Source organism: Pseudomonas cavernae (genome assembly GCF_003595175.1).
Lineage (GTDB): Bacteria > Pseudomonadota > Gammaproteobacteria > Pseudomonadales > Pseudomonadaceae > Aquipseudomonas > Aquipseudomonas cavernae.
The window spans coordinates 925,931-942,626 of sequence record NZ_CP032419.1; the positions used below are offsets into that span (position 1 = coordinate 925,931).

14 protein-coding genes are annotated in these 16,696 nt (G+C 63.9%); 8 read left to right on the forward strand and 6 right to left on the reverse strand.

What is annotated here, in order from left to right; translation table 11 throughout:
* Nucleotides 1-2 precede the first annotated feature (2 nt).
* The 8 genes from infB to D3880_RS23030 all read left to right on the forward strand — a co-directional run bounded on the left by infB (nucleotide 3) and on the right by D3880_RS23030 (nucleotide 8,942).
* Nucleotides 3-2,495 (forward strand): translation initiation factor IF-2, encoded by a 2,493-nt coding sequence (gene infB / locus D3880_RS04275; protein WP_119892277.1) that lies wholly within the window; start codon nucleotides 3-5, stop codon nucleotides 2,493-2,495.
* Between the two features lie 107 nt (nucleotides 2,496-2,602).
* The gene (gene rbfA / locus D3880_RS04280; protein WP_119892278.1) at nucleotides 2,603-2,998 is read left to right on the forward strand and encodes a 30S ribosome-binding factor RbfA; all 396 of its coding nucleotides are present in this window, start codon (nucleotides 2,603-2,605) and stop codon (nucleotides 2,996-2,998) included.
* 3 nt (nucleotides 2,999-3,001) lie between these two features.
* Nucleotides 3,002-3,919: a tRNA pseudouridine(55) synthase TruB gene (truB, locus tag D3880_RS04285; RefSeq protein WP_119892279.1), complete on the forward strand. Its 918-nt coding sequence runs from the start codon at nucleotides 3,002-3,004 to the stop codon at nucleotides 3,917-3,919.
* Between the two features lie 123 nt (nucleotides 3,920-4,042).
* Nucleotides 4,043-4,312 carry a 30S ribosomal protein S15 gene (gene rpsO, locus D3880_RS04290; RefSeq protein ID WP_119892280.1) on the forward strand — a complete coding sequence of 90 codons (270 nt, stop codon included), beginning with the start codon at nucleotides 4,043-4,045 and terminating at the stop codon, nucleotides 4,310-4,312.
* Between the two features lie 183 nt (nucleotides 4,313-4,495).
* Nucleotides 4,496-6,601 carry a polyribonucleotide nucleotidyltransferase gene (pnp, locus tag D3880_RS04295; protein ID WP_119892281.1) on the forward strand — a complete coding sequence of 702 codons (2,106 nt, stop codon included), beginning with the start codon at nucleotides 4,496-4,498 and terminating at the stop codon, nucleotides 6,599-6,601.
* Between the two features lie 98 nt (nucleotides 6,602-6,699).
* Nucleotides 6,700-8,124 (forward strand): tetratricopeptide repeat protein, encoded by a 1,425-nt coding sequence (locus D3880_RS04300; protein ID WP_119892282.1) that lies wholly within the window; start codon nucleotides 6,700-6,702, stop codon nucleotides 8,122-8,124.
* A gap of 223 nt (nucleotides 8,125-8,347) precedes the next feature.
* A complete protein-coding gene (locus D3880_RS04305; protein ID WP_119892283.1) occupies nucleotides 8,348-8,710 on the forward strand; it encodes a BON domain-containing protein in 363 nt (120 codons plus the stop codon).
* 112 nt (nucleotides 8,711-8,822) lie between these two features.
* The gene (locus D3880_RS23030) at nucleotides 8,823-8,942 is read left to right on the forward strand and encodes a CsbD family protein (RefSeq protein ID WP_238474402.1); all 120 of its coding nucleotides are present in this window, start codon (nucleotides 8,823-8,825) and stop codon (nucleotides 8,940-8,942) included.
* Between the two features lie 59 nt (nucleotides 8,943-9,001).
* Here the strand turns inward: D3880_RS23030 and D3880_RS04310 are convergent, their stop codons facing one another.
* From D3880_RS04310 to D3880_RS04335, 6 genes are all read right to left on the reverse strand, one after another.
* Nucleotides 9,002-10,456 (reverse strand): rhomboid family intramembrane serine protease, encoded by a 1,455-nt coding sequence (locus D3880_RS04310; protein ID WP_119892284.1) that lies wholly within the window; start codon nucleotides 10,454-10,456, stop codon nucleotides 9,002-9,004.
* Between the two features lie 40 nt (nucleotides 10,457-10,496).
* Nucleotides 10,497-10,793: a DUF2845 domain-containing protein gene (locus tag D3880_RS04315; RefSeq protein WP_119892285.1), complete on the reverse strand. Its 297-nt coding sequence runs from the start codon at nucleotides 10,791-10,793 to the stop codon at nucleotides 10,497-10,499.
* 38 nt (nucleotides 10,794-10,831) lie between these two features.
* Nucleotides 10,832-11,137, reverse strand: a complete 306-nt coding sequence (locus D3880_RS04320) for a DUF2845 domain-containing protein (RefSeq protein WP_119892286.1) — start codon at nucleotides 11,135-11,137, stop codon at nucleotides 10,832-10,834.
* 89 nt (nucleotides 11,138-11,226) lie between these two features.
* On the reverse strand, nucleotides 11,227-14,286 hold the full coding sequence (locus D3880_RS04325) for a DUF748 domain-containing protein (RefSeq protein ID WP_119892287.1): 3,060 nt from the start codon (nucleotides 14,284-14,286) through the stop codon (nucleotides 11,227-11,229).
* 76 nt (nucleotides 14,287-14,362) lie between these two features.
* Nucleotides 14,363-15,379, reverse strand: coding sequence for a class I SAM-dependent rRNA methyltransferase (locus tag D3880_RS04330; RefSeq protein ID WP_119892288.1), 1,017 nt, complete (start codon nucleotides 15,377-15,379; stop codon nucleotides 14,363-14,365).
* An 83-nt stretch (nucleotides 15,380-15,462) separates the two neighbouring features.
* A complete protein-coding gene (locus D3880_RS04335) occupies nucleotides 15,463-16,641 on the reverse strand; it encodes an acetyl-CoA C-acetyltransferase (protein WP_119892289.1) in 1,179 nt (392 codons plus the stop codon).
* Between the last annotated feature and the right edge of the window lie 55 nt (nucleotides 16,642-16,696).

Sequence of the window (16,696 nt, forward strand, 5' to 3'; positions counted from 1 at the left end):
GCATGACGCAAGTCACGGTGAAAGAACTGGCCCAAGTGGTCAACACACCGGTAGAGCGCCTGCTGCAGCAGATGCGTGAGGCGGGTTTACCGCACACGGGCGCCGAGCAAGTTGTGACCGATAACGAGAAGCAGGCCCTGTTGGCCCATCTCAAGAGCAGTCACGGCGAGAAGGTTGAAGAGCCGCGCAAGATTACCTTGCAGCGCAAGACCACCAGCACCCTGCGGGTAGCCGGTAGCAAGACCATCAGCGTTGAAGTGCGCAAGAAGAAAACCTTCGTTAAGCGCAGCTCGGAAGAGATCGAAGCCGAGAAGAAGCGCGAACTGGAAGAGCAGCAGCGTGCTGCAGCCGAAGAGGCTGCGCGTCTGCACGCAGCGGAAGAGGCTAAGCGCCAGGCTGCTGAGGAAGAAGCGCGTCGTCAGGCTACTTCTGCGGTCGCGGCGCCGGCAACGGTGAGTGATACGCCGGTCCTGGCGGCAGTCGAAGCTGCGCCTGCGGCGGTTGAGGAGCGCAAGAAGGACGAGGTGCGTCGTCCTGAGCGCGCCCGTGTGGATGACAGTGATCGCCGCGGTGAGCGTAAGAACTCCACGCACCGCCCGAGCCTCAAGGAAAAGGCCCCGACGCCGCGAGTGGCTCCGCGGACCACTGAGGAAGAGAGCGATGGTTTTCGTCGTGGTGGTCGTGGCAAGGCGAAGCTGAAGAAGCGCAATCAGCACGGCTTCCAGAGCCCGACCGGCCCGGTCGTGCGCGAGGTTGCGCTCGGTGAAACGATCACCGTGGGTGATTTGGCTCAGCAGATGTCGGTGAAGGCGGCCGAGGTCATCAAGTTCATGTTCAAGATGGGCACCCCGGTGACCATCAACCAGGTGCTTGACCAGGAAACCGCGCAGCTGATCGCCGAAGAGCTGGGCCATAAGGTCAAGCTGGTCAGCGATAACGTGCTGGAAGAACAACTGGCCGAGTCGCTGAAGTTTGAAGGCGAGGCTGTTGCCCGGGCGCCGGTAGTGACCGTTATGGGTCACGTCGACCACGGTAAGACCTCGCTGCTCGACTATATCCGTCGTGCCAAGGTGGCGGCGGGCGAGGCCGGCGGCATCACTCAGCACATCGGTGCTTACCACGTGGAAACCGACCGCGGCATGGTCACTTTCCTCGATACCCCAGGCCACGCCGCGTTCACCGCGATGCGGGCGCGTGGTGCCAAGGCGACCGATATCGTCATCCTGGTGGTGGCGGCGGACGACGGCGTGATGCCGCAGACCCAGGAAGCGGTCCAGCATGCCCGTGCGGCCGGTGTGCCACTGGTAGTAGCCGTGAACAAGATCGACAAGCAGGGCGCCGATCTCGACCGCATCAAGAATGACTTGGCGGCGCTGGATGTTATTCCGGAAGAGTGGGGTGGCAACACCCAGTTCGTTCCAGTCTCGGCCAAGGTCGGTACGGGTGTCGACGAGCTGCTCGAGGCGGTGCTGCTGCAGGCCGAGGTTCTCGAGCTGAAGGCAACCCCGACCGCGCCTGGGCGTGGTGTAGTGGTCGAGTCGCGTCTGGACAAGGGCCGCGGCCCGGTGGCGACCGTGCTGGTGCAGGACGGTACCCTGCGCCAGGGCGACATGGCACTGGTCGGTTCCAATTACGGGCGTATCCGCGCCATGCTCGACGAGAATGGCCAGCCAATCAAAGAGGCCGGCCCGGCGATCCCGGTCGAGATCCTCGGTCTGGACGGCACCCCGGATGCCGGTGACGAGCTGACCATCGTCTCCGACGAGAAGAAGGCGCGCGAAGTGGCGCTGTTCCGGCAGGGCAAGTTCCGCGAAGTCAAACTCGCGCGTGCGCAGGCCGGCAAGCTGGAAAACATCTTCGAAAGCATGGGCCAGGACGAGAAGAAGACGCTCAACATCGTCCTCAAGTCCGACGTCCGTGGTTCGTTGGAGGCGCTGCAAGGCTCCCTCGGTGGTCTGGGCAACGAGGAAGTCCAGGTACGGGTGGTGGCAGGCGGTGTCGGTGGTATCACCGAGAGCGATGCCAACCTGGCGCTGGCCTCCAATGCGGTGCTGTTCGGCTTCAACGTGCGGGCTGATGCTGGCGCGCGCAAGATCGTCGAGCAGGAAGGTCTGGACATGCGCTACTACAACGTCATCTACGACATCATTGAAGATGTTAAGAAGGCGCTGACCGGTATGCTCGGCAGCGATGTTCGCGAGAACATCCTGGGTATTGCCGAAGTGCGTGATGTGTTCCGTTCGCCGAAGTTTGGCGCGATCGCCGGCTGTATGGTGATCGAGGGCATCGTTCACCGTAACCGTCCGATCCGCGTACTACGTGAAGACGTGGTGATCTTCGAAGGCGAGCTGGAATCGCTGCGGCGCTTCAAGGACGACATGTCCGAAGTGCGCGCCGGCATGGAGTGCGGCATCGGCGTGAAGAGCTACAACGACGTCAAGGTCGGCGACAAGATCGAAGTGTTCGAGAAAGTCCAAGTGGCCCGCAGCCTCTAAGCCGCGAGCCGTAAGACGCAACGCCCGGTCCGGCTTCCGCTGGCCGGGCGTTTGCCGCTTCTAAACCGCCCGGGTTTTGCCCGCGTGGAGAGTGACAGGTAGTAACCATGGCAAAAGACTATAGCCGTACCCAACGCATCGGCGATCAGATGCAGCGCGAGCTATCCCAGCTGATCCGCCGCGAAGTCAAAGACCCACGCGTGGGGCTGGTGACCATCACCGCCGTCGAGGTGAGCCGCGATGTCGGCCACGCCAAGATTTTCATTACCGTGATGGGCCAAGAGGGTGATGAAGCAATCGCGCAGAACCTCAAGGCCCTCAATGATGCCGCCGGCTTCCTGCGCATGCAGCTGGGCCGTGCGATGAAGCTGCGCAGTGTGCCGCAGCTGCATTTCCACTACGACGAGAGTGTCATTCGCGGCACCCATCTGTCGGCGCTGATCGATCGTGCGATGGCTGAAGACAGTCAGCATCGCCCTGTTGATCCGGATGCCGAGGAGTAAGCAGTGGCTCAGGTTAAGCGTGTTCGCCGCAACGTCAGCGGCATCCTCCTGCTCGACAAGCCGCGTGGCCTCACTTCAAACGCCGCGCTGCAGAAGGTCCGCTGGCTGCTGAATGCCGAGAAGGCCGGCCATACCGGCAGTCTCGACCCGTTGGCCACCGGCGTGCTGCCGCTGTGCTTTGGCGAGGCGACCAAATTCTCGCAATACCTGCTGGATGCCGACAAGGGCTATGAAACCCTGATGCAGTTAGGGGTGGCCACCAGCACCGGCGATGCCGAAGGTGAAGTGCTGGAGCGTCGCGAGGTGACCGTTGGTCGTGCCGATATCGAGGCTGTGCTGCCGCGTTTTCGTGGTGAAATCAGTCAGATACCCCCGATGTACTCGGCCCTCAAACGCGATGGTCAGCCGCTGTACAAGCTGGCGCGGGCGGGTGAAGTAGTGGAGCGTGAGGCGCGTTCTGTTACTATTGCGCGCTTGGATTTGCTCAGTGTGGAGCAGTCGCAAGCGCGATTGGCCGTGGCCTGCAGCAAAGGCACCTATATCCGTACCTTGGTCGAAGACATCGGCCAGCTGCTTGGTTGCGGTGCCCATGTCGCCGAGTTGCGGCGTACCCAGGCCGGGCCCTTCCAGTTGGCGCAGACGGTCAGTCTGGAGACGCTGGAACAGGCCCATGCCGAGGGCGGCAACGAGGCGCTGGATCGTTTCCTGCTGCCATCCGATAGTGGCCTGGAACATTGGCCACTGCTGCAGTTCTCCGAGCACAGCAGTTATTACTGGCTGCATGGACAGCCGGTACGCGCACCGGAGGCGCCCAAGTTTGGCATGGTGCGGGTGCAAGATCACAACGGTCGCTTCATCGGTATCGGCGAAGTGAGCGAAGACGGGCGGATTGCGCCGCGTCGACTGATTCGGTCGGAATGACCGAACCCGCGTGCGGATTCGTCCGCTTGCGGGCAACGAGGGTGGCTGTTGGCAGGCACGGTCATTCCTTCATCCAAACACAGGAAGCGATTCCTGGCCTGTTCCATTTAGAGGAAGCCCATCATGGCACTCAGCGTTGAAGAAAAAGCCCAGATCGTTAACGAGTACAAGCAAGCTGAAGGCGACACCGGTTCTCCGGAAGTGCAAGTTGCACTGCTGTCCGCCAACATCAACAAGCTGCAAGGCCACTTCAAGGCCAACGGTAAAGACCACCACTCCCGTCGTGGTCTGATCCGTATGGTTAACCAGCGTCGCAAGCTGCTGGATTACCTGAAGGCCAAGGACACCACTCGTTACAGCGCCCTGATCGGTCGCCTGGGTCTGCGTCGCTAAGACGCGACCTGAGTTGGAAGCTGGGAGTTTGTTGCTGGAAGTCGGGTTTCACCGGGCTTCTGGTTGCGGGCTTCCAGCTTCTGGCTTTTTGCCTGGACGGTTTACGGGTCCGACACCTGTGACTGCCCCCGAATTTCGCAAGATGCACAGTTCCCCCAAGGCAACAGAGAGAAGGAAAACACCGTGAACCCGGTAATCAAGAAATTCCAGTTCGGTCAATCGACCGTCACCCTCGAGACGGGCCGTATCGCCCGTCAAGCCTCCGGCGCCGTGCTGGTCACCGTCGACAACGACGTTACCGTATTGGTCGCTGTGACCGGCGCCAAAACTGCCGACCCGAGCAAAGGCTTTTTCCCGCTCTCCGTGCATTACCAGGAAAAAACCTACGCCGCCGGCAAGATCCCCGGCGGTTTCTTCAAGCGTGAAGCGCGTCCTTCCGAGAAAGAGACCCTGACCTCGCGTCTGATCGACCGTCCGATCCGTCCGCTGTTCCCGGAAGGCTTCCAGAACGAAGTGCAGGTCATCTGCACCGTGGTTTCCACCAGCAAGAAAACCGATCCGGACATCGCCGCGATGATCGGTACCTCGGCCGCCCTGGCCATCTCCGGGATCCCGTTCGAGGGCCCGATCGGTGCCGCGCGCGTGGCCTTCCACCCGGAAACCGGCTACCTGTTGAACCCGACCTACGAGCAACTCAAGGCTTCCAGCCTGGACATGGTCGTGGCCGGCACTAAAGACGCGGTCCTGATGGTCGAATCGGAAGCCAAAGAGCTGACCGAAGACCAGATGCTCGGCGCCGTGCTCTTCGCCCATGACGAATTCCAGGCCGTGATCAAGGCCGTCAGCGAACTGGCTGCCGAAGCGGGTAAACCGACTTGGGACTGGCAGGCCAAACCGGCCAACACCCCACTGCTCGACGCCATCCGTGGCGAGTTCGGCGAAGCGATCTCCCAGGCCTACACCATCACCGTCAAGCACGAGCGTTATGGCCGTCTGGGCGAGTTGCGTGACCAGGTCGTCGCCAAGTTCTCCGGTGAAGAAGGCCAACCGTCTGCCGGTGAAGTCAAAGACGCCTTCGGCGAAATCGAATACCGCACCGTGCGCGAGAACATCGTTAATGGCAAACCGCGTATCGATGGCCGCGACACCCGTACCGTACGCGGCCTGAACATCGAAGTCGGCGTGCTCGACAAGACTCACGGTTCAGCGCTGTTCACCCGCGGTGAAACCCAGGCGCTGGTGGTGGCCACCCTCGGCACCGCGCGTGACGCCCAGCTGCTCGATACCCTCGAAGGCGAGCGCAAAGACCCCTTCATGCTGCACTACAACTTCCCGCCCTATTCGGTCGGTGAGTGTGGCCGCATGGGTGCTACCGGTCGTCGCGAAATCGGTCACGGCCGTCTGGCCCGCCGTAGCGTATCGGCCATGCTGCCGAGCGCCGACGAGTTCCCGTACACCATCCGCGTGGTCTCGGAGATCACCGAATCCAACGGTTCCAGCTCCATGGCTTCGGTCTGCGGCGCTTCCCTGGCACTGATGGACGCCGGTGTGCCGATGAAGGCACCGGTGGCCGGTATCGCCATGGGCCTGGTCAAGGAAGGCGAGAAGTTCGCCATCCTCACCGACATCCTCGGTGACGAAGACCACCTCGGCGACATGGACTTCAAAGTAGCCGGTACCGCCAAGGGCGTGACCGCGCTGCAGATGGACATCAAGATCAACGGCATCACCGAAGAGATCATGGAGATCGCTCTCCAGCAGGCACTGGAAGCACGCCTGAACATCCTCGGCCAGATGAACCAGGTAATCGCCCAGTCGCGCAGCGAGCTGTCCGAAAACGCCCCGACCATGCTGGCGATGAAGATCGACCAGGACAAGATCCGTGACGTGATCGGCAAGGGTGGCGCCACCATCCGCGGCATTTGCGAAGAGACCAAGGCCTCGATCGACATCGAAGACGACGGCTCGATCAAGATTTTCGGCGAAACCAAGGAAGCGGCCGAGGCTGCCAAACAGCGCGTACTGGCCATCACCGCGGAAGCCGAGATCGGCAAGATCTATGTCGGCAAGGTCGAGCGCATCGTCGACTTCGGCGCCTTCGTCAACATCCTGCCGGGCAAGGACGGTCTGGTGCACATCTCGATGTTGAGTGATCAGCGCGTCGAGAAGGTCACCGACGTGCTTAAGGAAGGTCAGGAGGTCAAGGTGCTGGTGCTGGACGTGGACAACCGCGGCCGCATCAAACTGTCGATCAAAGACGTAGCCGCTGCCGAGGCTTCCGGGGTTTAATCCCAGCTCAGGCTAGCCAGAAAAGAGGGCCCTCGTGGGCCCTCTTTTTTTTTGCCCGTACCCACCGTTCCCAATGCCTGCACAAGGACGTCCCGGCCATGGACAAGACCCTCTGCCACTACCATCCCGCGCAACCGGCGACCTGGCACTGCGTGCCCTGTCAGCGTCCCTATGGCGATTGCTGCATTCCGCTGAATGCCGATGCTCCGGAGGAAACGCCGCTCTGCCCGCTGTGCCGCGGCACGCTCGACTTTCTCGGCGCAGCCAATAGCGCGCAGCCGTTCTGGGAGCGCATTCCACGCTTCTTCGCCTACGCCCTGCAAAGCGGGCCGCTGGCCTTCAGTGCGTTGCTGGCCCTGACCAGCCTGTTCATGCCGCGCTCGATCCTGCTCTGGTTCATCCTCTTCAGCGTGGCGACCAAGTACTTCTACAGCGTGATCGAGGCCTGCAGCCAGGCCGAAAAGCAGGCACCGAGCCTGCTCAGTGCCTTTACCGGCGATGGTTTCGGCCTGTTCTTCAAGCAACTGGTGGTGTTCATCCTGGCTTTCGCCGCCCTCTGGCTGGCGGCCGACTTCGACAGCGAGGCGCTGTACTGGGCGGTCACCCTCGGCTTGCTGCTGGCGTTGCCGGCCAGCATCATCCGCCTGGCGCTGGACAAGACCTTGGGCGCGGCCTTGAGTCCGGACCAGGTCGGTCAAGTGATGAAGGCCATGGGTTGGCGTTACCTGATCCTCTGCGCCTTCCTGTTTATCCTCTGGCAATCGCCGAGTTGGGTCACCTACATGCTCTCCAGCGGTTTGCCGCGGGTGGTGCTGATGCCGGTGGCGGCCCTGCTGTTCGGTTATTTCGGCGTGGTGATGTGCGCCATGATGGGCTATGCGGTGTTCCAGTATCAGGGTGCACTCGGCTATGTGATCGCCGATGCGGAGGATCAGGCCGGCTTCCCCGCGGCCGAATACCTGCGCCGCCGCGCCCTGGCCGAGGCCGAGGTGCGGTTCAAGGAAGGCCAGAGCAGCCAGGCCCTAGAGACCCTCAGGCTGGCGTTGGAGCGCGACCCCGACGACCTCAAGTTGAACGAGCGCTTCCATCAGCTGCTCTATGGCTTGAACGCCCGTCAGCGCTGCCTGCATCACCTCAACCACTACCTGCCGTTGGCGGCGCGGCGCAATCCGCCGCTGGCGGCCACCGCGCTGCTCAATGCGCGGCAGTTGCAGGCGGACTTTCTGCCCGCCGATGCACTGGTCTGCGAGACCATAGCCGCCGCCCTGCTGGCGCGGCACAAGACCCGCGAGGCCCTGAGCCTGCTGCGTAACCTGCACCAGCGTTTCCCCGCCTATCCGCACATCCCCCGCGCCTATCTGCTGGCGGCCCGCGGTTTTGCCGAGAATCTCGGCCAGCTGGAGCCGGCGCAGCAGCTGCTGGCGTTCATCCGTGCGCGCTATCCGCAGTCGCCCTTGTTGGCCGAAGTCACCGCTCTGGAGGCGACTCTGACGCGCTTGGCAGAACAATCCTCAGGCGCATGAGGGCGGAAAAATCATGCAAGTTGCAGGTGAGAGGTTGGCTGGGTCTTGCAAACTGCACGATCAGGGTAGCCGCCGATATTTGTCAACTCGTTGAAAGTTAAGGGCTTTGTTTTTATCGAAAAGCTGGCACAGGGCTTGCGCTTGTTCCTATGTGACTGTTAGTCCCTATGCGACTGTTGCCAGGACCCGGCGCAGTTTTTTCAAGAAAACAGGAGTGACGCTAATGAACACGCCCTTCAACAAACTCGCGATTGCTGCCGCCACTGCTGGCGTACTGAGCCTGTCCATGGCGGGCGGAGCTATCGCTGCTCCGCAGAACACCCAACCGCCGATGGCGGCTACCGGAACTGTTGATAAAGCCCAGGAAGCCGTCTCCGATACCTGGATCACCAGCAAGGTCAAATCCACCTTCGTGGCGGATAAGGCCTTGAGTGCGCTGGATATCAAAGTCGAAACCAATCAAGGCGTGGTTTCCTTGTCTGGAGTAGTCGGCAATGATGCCGAGCGCGATTTGGCGATCGAAAAAACCAAGGCTATCAAGGGCGTCACGGATGTTTCGGCCGATGGTCTGAAAGCGACGGACTAAACCGACAAAGCCAGAATTTGAAGGTATGGCAGGGCATGGAGGCCCCGCCCCGGGAGGGCGAAACAGACGCTCCTGCTTTGGTTTGTCCAGTACCTATACGAGGATGACCTATATGGATACCGTCATCATCGGGGGTAAATGGAAGCAGCTCGCCGGCAAACTTCAAGAAGGTTACGGTTGGAGCAAAGAGCGGGCCGAGCAAAAGGTGCGCGATCTTAGCGGCCACCTTTGATCGACACGCAGCACAGCAACCCACCGGCTTGTCCCGGTGGGTTTTTCGTCTATGGAGGTTCAGCCGCGGCTCAGATGCTGCTGATAGAGCCCCAGTTGCTCAGTCTGCTCGGCGTGGGGATGGGCTTGGCGCAAGAAGGAGCTGAGCTCGCGGACCGCGACGAGATCGCGTTGCTGACCGAGTAACTTGGCTAGCTGTAGGGTCAAGGCTGGAAACTGGGTCGGCTGGTTGGGCAGTTGACTGAGTCTGCGCCAGGCCTTGAGCGCGTGGGAGTGGACGCCTGCGCGCACCAACCCCTGGAGCAGATGCAGCTGGATGGCGGGATGGCGCAGCAGCGGCTGTTCCGCCTCGTTCGAATCTTCCGCGAGCCGCTGCAGCAGGGGCCGGGCGGACGGCTCAGGCAGGCTGAACAGCTGCTTCAGCACGGCGCTCAGCAAGGCCTTGTCCTGGCGGCTCTTGGCCACGGGGTAGAGGCGCTCCAGCAGGGCCACGCGTGCGGGGTAGCGCTGCAGCAGGTCGAGCCCGCGCGGCACGGCCTGGTCGAGGGCGAAGCGGCTAATCAGCTGGTCGAGGCCGGCCAGTTCGCGCTTGAACGCGGCGTCCGGATCGTCCTTGTGCAGATAGGCGTCGTCGACCTTGAGCTGGCCGACCTGGCGGGGTAGCCAGACGGCAAGGAAGCCGGCGCCCATGCCGCCGAGGTGGGCGTAGTAGTTGACGTGATCGGTGGCCAGCAGCAAACCGTACAGCTCCTTGCCCATCCAGACCGGCAGGATCCACAGCGCCGGCGCGCGGAAATACCCGAACAGCGGGCCGAGCCAGTAGAAGAAGTTGATCCGGCGCAGGCCGTAGACGCCCAGGTACATGCCCATCAGCCCGGAAATCGCTCCGGAGGCACCGATGCCGGTGACCCACACCGGATCGAGCAGCCACCAGAGCAGGTGCGAGGCCAGGCCGCTGAGCAGGTACAGGCCGAGGTACAGCCAGCGGCCGAGGGCGATCTCCAGGGCGAAGCCGAAGATGAACAGGAACAGCATGTTGCCGGCCAGATGGCCGAAGTCGGCATGCAGGAACATCGCGCCGAACAGGCCCTGGACGCTGAATTTCGCCGGGATAAAGCCGAAGCGGTAGTTGCTGATGCGATCGCGCGCGGCCTCGGCGCGCTGGCGCGCTTGCTGCCAGGCCGGGTCGGCCTGATAGCTCGGGTCGTAATGCACGCGCTGCTCGAATTCGAGGTCGGTCAGGGCCAGGCCGGCCAGCTGGCTGCGTGGCAAGGCGGCGACAGCGCGCTGTTGGCTGGCGTCTAGCTCGCGGCGGCTGGCGAACGAGTCGAGAAACATCGCCCGCTCGCGGTTGAGCAGGCCGCCGTCGAGGTAGAGCTTGACCGCCTGCGCCTGGCGCGCCTGGTCGCCGCCCTGGTAGCCGAAGTAGATCAGCACATTGAGCAGGATCAGCAGCAGGGTCACGACCGGCGGCTTTTTCCAGTCCAGCGGGTGCTCGGCGGGGAGAATCAACATGCGCAGCCGTCCTTGGCGTGGGAGTTGGTGTGGACGCGGGTCAGTTGCCGCGCTTGCTCTCGATGTCCTGCAGGCGTCCGCCTTCGAAGCGCAGGAAGTAGATCATGCCACCGCTGCGCGGGCCGTAGACCCATTCCTCGACCTGTATCTCCGAGCGCCCGGAGTTGTTCTCGCTGTAGCCGATGAAATCGCGGCTGTCCGGCTTGCCGCATTTGGCGAGGACTTCCGAGGTGCGGTCGCCTTCGCTGGCGATACCCTTGTCGCAGCGCAGGGTGGAGGCAAAGGTCTCACCGGCGAGGAGCAGCAGCGGCAGGGCGAGTAGAGGGAGGGCTTTCATGGTTGGGCATCCTGTCCTGGGGTAGTCCGGCAAGCCTATCAGTTCCCGCGCTTGCTCTCGATATTGACCAGGCGATTGCCCTCGAAACGCAGGAAATAGAGCATGCCGCTGCGCGGGCCGTAGGACCATTCCTCGACCTTTACCTCCTGGCCGTAGCCGTAGTCGTCGAACACCTCGCGGTAGCCGAGGAAGTCGCGGCTGCGCGGCTGGCCGCACTTGCTCCGCACCTCGCTGATATGGTCGCCGAGGCTGATCAGCGCGCTGCCGCAGCGCAGGGTGGAGGCGGCCGAGGCCTGGCCGGCGAGCAGGAGCGAGGACAGGCTGAGGAGAGCGAGGCTTTTCACGCGGGCATCCGGGACGAGTGCTAGTGCCAGCCTATACCGTCGCCGCGGGCCTGTCAGCGTGTGCCCGGCCGGCGGCCGGGCACCAGGCTTCACTCGCTGTCTAGATGCAGGGCAGTGGCGACCTTGCCGCCGGCCTCGGCCTCGGCGAGGCTGACATCAATCAGGAAGATGCGTTCGTCCGACAAGCCACCCTTGTCGACCAGGTAGTTTTTCACGCTGGCGGCCCGGGACTGGGCCAGTTGGCGCAGCAGCAGCTCGCTCTGGCCCCAGGACTGCAGCACGGCCTCGCGCAGCTTCGCCGCGCGCTCGTCGCTGCCCAGCTCCTTCCACTCGGCCGGCGGCTGTTGCTTCAGGCGGGTGCGGTAGATCCCTTCGAGCAGGGCGTTCTGGTCATCCTCAGACACCTCCAGCTGACTGGCCTCGGCCGGCACCTTGTCGCCGCGGCGCTGGAGGATCTTGTAGTAGGTGGTCTGGTATTCGCGCTGCAGGCGCTGCTCGGCGAGCAACGCCCCATCGCTGCTCTGGGCGCTGATGCCTTCGACTTCCAGGCGCAACTGCGGGCGTTCCTTGAGCGCCTTGGCGAGGGTGTCGAGGGTGCCCTGCGAGGCGCTGTCCAGTTCGCTGCTGCCGGGGGCGAAGGGCACGTTGCTGAGGTCGACGTCGCTGCCGCCGCCGACCAGCCCGGCGATGAACTTGAACGGCGCCTGCACTGCGCGCAGCACCAGGTTGCGCAGGGTCTGCCAGACGATCGGCATGACGCTGAACTGGGGGTCGTTGAGGTCGCCGGCGACCGGCAGCTCGATCTTGATCTTGCCCTCGGTGTCCTTCAGCAGGGCCACGGCCAGGCGAATCGGCAGGTCGACGGCGTTCGGACTGTCGACCTTCTCGCCGAGCTGCAGTTGTTCGACCACCACCTTGTTTTCCGCCTTCAGCTGCTTCTTGGTGATCTGGTAGTGCAGGTCGAGATTGAGCCGGCCCTTGCGGATGCGGTAGCCGGCGAACTTGCCGGAATAGGGGGTGAGGGTGGTCAGTTCGACGCGCTTGAAGCTGGTGGTCAGATCGAGACTGTCCAGCGGGTCGAACGGATTGATGCTGCCGAGGATGCTCACCGGCGCATAGCGGTCGACCTTGCCCTTGATCGCCACCTTGGCCGCTTGCGGCTTGCGGCTGTCGAGGGTGCCGATACTGCCATTGAGCTGCTGGATGGCGGTGGCGAAGTTGGGCCGCAGGCTGAAGTCGGCGAAGTTGGCCGAGCCGTTGGCGATGCTGATTGCGCCGATACGGATGCCCAGCGGCTTGCCCGCCGGGTTGGCGGGCGCCGGTGACGGCGTTTGGCCGGCAGGCGTGGCGGGCTGCGGGATCAGCAAATCGTTGATGTTGGTGGTCTGGTCTTCGTTGATCATCACCCGCGCGTAGGGCTGGTCGAGGCTGACTTTGGCGATCTCCAGGTGGTCCTTGTGCTGGTAGTTGAGGCCCTCCAGCACCAGCGTTTGCCATTTAACGAAGTCGCGCTCCTTGAGGGTGTCGAGGGTGTGCAGCTGGTTGACCTCGGCGCGGCCGTTGACGGCGAAAGCTAGCGGCTCTGTGCTTTGCAGGTCGACATCGAGGTCGCTGCCGAGCAGGCCGCTGCGCAGTTCCAGGCGAATGAACGGGCTGATGTAGGCCTGCGCCACACGCAGGTCGATGTCGCGGGTGGCGACCTTGAGCTTGGCGCTGACCGGCTTGAGGTTGACCTCGCCCTCGGCGCTCAGCTGGCCCTGTTTGCCCAGCCCGGTCTCGAGCTTGAGGCCGAAGGGCGACTGGTTGAGGCTGTCGAAATTACGCAGATCGAGGCTCAGTGGGCCGACCTCCAGGACCACAGGCTCGGCCGGCTGGCGGTCGGCGAGGTGGATGCGGTAATCGCGTAGCTGGGTGTCGACCAGCAGCACCTGCCAGGGCTTGCTCGGTTCGGGCTCAGCTGGCGTCGGCGTCGGCGTCGGCGTCTGGGCTGGCGCGGCGGGAGGTGGAGTTGTTAGTGGTTGCTGGGCAGCGCCGGCGGCCATCGGGTGGCTCGCGGCTGGCGTCTCAGGAGTCGCGGGTGCCGGGGCGGCCTCTGCCGGAGCCTGGGCAGGGGCAGGGGCAGGGGCAGGGGGCTGTGGGCGCTGGTGCGCGGCGAACAGCTTCTGCCAGTCGAGCTGGCCATCCTTCTCGCGGGTGGCCCAGGTTTCCAGATTCTGGCTGCGGATCTTGCCGACGATTACCTGTTGCTTGGCCAGATCCAGGCTGGTTTCGCTGACTTCCAGGCGCTCCAGGCGCACCAAGGGCTTGTTGTCCGGGCTCTTGATGGCGAAGGGTGCCACAGTGATGGTGGCGTTGCTCAGCTTCAGCTCGGTGCCTTTGGTCAGGTTCAGCGAGTAGTCGCTATTGAGGCTGATCACGCCGTCCTCCAGTACTAGCGGCACGGCATCGCGCACGTAGGGCCAGAAGCCTTTCATCTTGCCGTCGGTGAGCTTGAGCTGGCCGCTGGAGGTGATCGGCGACAGGCTGACCTGACCATGCCAGTCGATGCGCCCACCGTGCGGGCCGATGGCCACTAGGCTCATGTCGGCATTGTCGTGGGGCAGGGTGCTGAGGTTCATCAATTCGAGGTTGAGCGAGTCGTAGGCGAACTCGACCGGCTCGCTGGGGCGCAGATCCTGGAAGTGCAGACCACCTTCGGTCAAAACGATGCGGTCGATGCGCAGCGGAAAGGGTTCGCTCGGCGGCTGTTCGGCGGGCTTCGGTTCGCTCGGCGGCAGCTCGAACAATTGGCTCAGGTTGAGCTTGCCGTCCTTGGCGAACAGCACCTCGGTGTGCGATTTCTCCAACTCGACCGCGGCCAGGTGCAGCGCGCCACTCCACAGGCTGTCCAGCTGCAGGTTGGCGTACAGGCGTTGGAAGCCGGCCTGCGCTTGCTCGGCTTCGCCGACATGCAGGCCCCAGAGGGTCAGTTCCAGGCTGAACGGGTTGAGTTCCAGGCGCTCCAAATGCGCTGGCACCGTCGCGTACTGGGCCAGTTGCTGGTTAGCCACGCGCAGGGCGATGCCTGGGAGGATCAGGAAGCCGAGCAGGCTGTAAAGGGCTAGGGCGATCAGCAGGGCGCCGGCGGCGCGTTTCAATCCTTTGGGCATGGTGCGGCGTCATCTTCCAGGCTGAGGTGCCGTGGAGTATGGCATGGCTGTGTGAGTGTGCGGCCCCTACACCCGCTCAAAAACGCAGGATCAGGGTCTTCAGCGGCGGCTGGCCGTCCATCGAGGGGAAGTCCGCGGCGGGGGGCAGGGGTTGGCAGTCGCGCACCGATCGGCCGAGTTTCTCGGCGCAGCGCAGCACCTGCTCGCGCCAGTCGTGCATTGCCACCTTCGCCAGGTTGTTGCAGCAGATCAGCACGCCGTTGGCGGCGGTGGCCAGCAGCGCCGGCTTGAGCAGACTCTGGTAATCGCGCAGCAGGTCGACGGTACCGAAGGTGCTCTTGGCCCAGGCCGGCGGGTCGAGGAACACCAGGTCGAACTGGCGCGCCTGCAGGCGTGGGTAGTGCGGCAGTTTGTGCCCGCGCCGCGCGCTGACGGGCAGGCCGGCCAACTGGCGGACGGCCGGGAAGTAATCGGACTGGACGAATTGCATGGCCGGCAGCTGCGGGTTGAGCGCGCCGTTCTCGCGGCCGACCGCCAGGTTGCCTTCGGCGAAGTCCAGGTTGACCACCGTGCTGGCGCCACCAGCCGCTGCGCTGAGACCGACGCCGCAGGTGTAGGCGAACAGGTTGAGCACCGATTTGCCGGCACTGTGGGCCTTGATCCAGCCACGGGCGTTGCGCAGGTCGAGGAACAGCAGTGGATCCTGGCCCGGATGGCGGCCGCGCACCCGGTAGTTGAGGCCCCATTCGTGGCCGATCAGGTCTTTCAGGGCGGCGGCGTCGGGCTGATACACCGGATCGCTGCGGTCGATGCGCGAGTTACCCTGCGAGCGGTCGTTGTAGACCAGCAGCAGGTCGAGGCCGAGGCTGCGCTCGATCTCCGCGTGCAGGGCCAGCAGGGCGTCGCGCTCGAGGGTTTGGTGGAAACTCTGCACCAGCAACTGCGGGCCGTAGCGGTCGACGGTCAGGCCCGGTGCGCCTTCCTGGCTGCCGTGGAACAGGCGGTAGCAGTCGGTGCCCTGGGCATGCAGTTCGGTGAGCAGGGCCTGGCGGGTATCGAAGGCGGCGCGCAGCGCCTGATTGAGAGAAGGCATGCGCGGCGTCTCGGTGAGAGGAGGCGCGCAGTTTATCAAGAAAAACGCCGGCACTTGGCCGGCGCTTCCTTGGCATCAGGGGATTAACGCTCAATCGCCAGCGCTACGCCCTGGCCGCCGCCGATGCACAGGGTGGCGAGTCCCTTCTTGGCGTCGCGCTTGAGCATCTCGTGCAGCAGGGTCACCAGCACGCGGCAGCCGGAGGCGCCGATCGGGTGGCCGAGGGCGATGGCGCCGCCATTGACGTTGACCTTGTCCGCGTCCCAGCCAAGCTCCTGGCCGACCGCCAGGGACTGCGCGGCGAAGGCTTCGTTGGCTTCGATCAGGTCGAGGTCAGCCAGCTGCCAGCCGGCCTTTTCCAGGCAGCGCTTGGTCGCCGAGACTGGGCCGATGCCCATGATCGCCGGGTCGACGCCGGCATTGGCGTAGCCGGCGATCTTCGCCAGCACCGGCAGGCCGAGGGCCTTGGCTTTCTCGGCACTCATCAGCAGCACGGCGGCGGCGCCGTCGTTGAGGCTGGAGGCGTTGCCGGCGGTGACGCTGCCGTCCTTCTTGAACGCCGGCTTGAGCTTGGCCAGGGATTCGGCGCTGGTGCCCGCGCGCGGCTGTTCATCGGTGGCGAAGGCCAGCGGCTCGCCTTTCTTCTGCGGAATCAGGATCGGGGTGATCTCATCATTGAAGCGTCCACCTTCGATGGCGGCCACGGCTTTCTGCTGCGAGGCGGCGGCGAAGGCGTCCTGCTGCTCGCGGCTGAGGCCGTACTTGGCCACCAGATTCTCGGCGGTGATGCCCATGTGGTAATCGTTGAAGGCGTCCCACAGGCCGTCCTGAATCATGGTGTCGATCAGTTTGGCGTGGCCCATGCGCAGGCCGGTACGGGCGCCAGGCATGACGTAGGGGGCGAGGCTCATGTTCTCCTGGCCGCCGGCGATGATCACCTCGGCGTCGCCACAGCGGATCGCCTGGGCACCCAGGTGCAGGGCCTTGAGGCCGGAGCCGCAGACCTTGTTGAGGGTCAGGGCCGGCACCGCATGCGGCAGGCCGGCGAGGATCGCCGCCTGGCGCGCCGGGTTCTGGCCGCTGCCGGCGGTCAACACCTGGCCGAAGATCACTTCATCCACCTCGGCGCCGTCCAGGCCGGTTTGCTCCAGCAGGCGGCGGATCACCGCGGCGCCCAGTTCCGGGGCCGGAATATTGGCCAGCGCGCCCTGGAAGCTGCCGATGGCGGTGCGGGTGGCGGCGACGATGACGACTTCTTGCATGACGCAGATCCTCAGGAAAAAGCGGGTCGAGCCGCGGCTGTCGTATGGTTAGGGC

Coding starts and splice junctions, on each gene's coding strand:
- infB (WP_119892277.1), top strand. CDS start 3: ATGACGCAAGTCACGGTGAAAGAACTGGCCCAAGTGGTCAACACACCG.
- rbfA (WP_119892278.1), top strand. CDS start 2,603: ATGGCAAAAGACTATAGCCGTACCCAACGCATCGGCGATCAGATGCAG.
- rpsO (WP_119892280.1), top strand. CDS start 4,043: ATGGCACTCAGCGTTGAAGAAAAAGCCCAGATCGTTAACGAGTACAAG.
- D3880_RS04300 (WP_119892282.1), top strand. CDS start 6,700: ATGGACAAGACCCTCTGCCACTACCATCCCGCGCAACCGGCGACCTGG.
- D3880_RS04305 (WP_119892283.1), top strand. CDS start 8,348: ATGAACACGCCCTTCAACAAACTCGCGATTGCTGCCGCCACTGCTGGC.
- D3880_RS23030 (WP_238474402.1), top strand. CDS start 8,823: ATGGATACCGTCATCATCGGGGGTAAATGGAAGCAGCTCGCCGGCAAA.
- D3880_RS04310 (WP_119892284.1), bottom strand. CDS start 10,456: ATGTTGATTCTCCCCGCCGAGCACCCGCTGGACTGGAAAAAGCCGCCG.
- D3880_RS04315 (WP_119892285.1), bottom strand. CDS start 10,793: ATGAAAGCCCTCCCTCTACTCGCCCTGCCGCTGCTGCTCCTCGCCGGT.
- D3880_RS04325 (WP_119892287.1), bottom strand. CDS start 14,286: ATGCCCAAAGGATTGAAACGCGCCGCCGGCGCCCTGCTGATCGCCCTA.
- D3880_RS04330 (WP_119892288.1), bottom strand. CDS start 15,379: ATGCCTTCTCTCAATCAGGCGCTGCGCGCCGCCTTCGATACCCGCCAG.
- D3880_RS04335 (WP_119892289.1), bottom strand. CDS start 16,641: ATGCAAGAAGTCGTCATCGTCGCCGCCACCCGCACCGCCATCGGCAGC.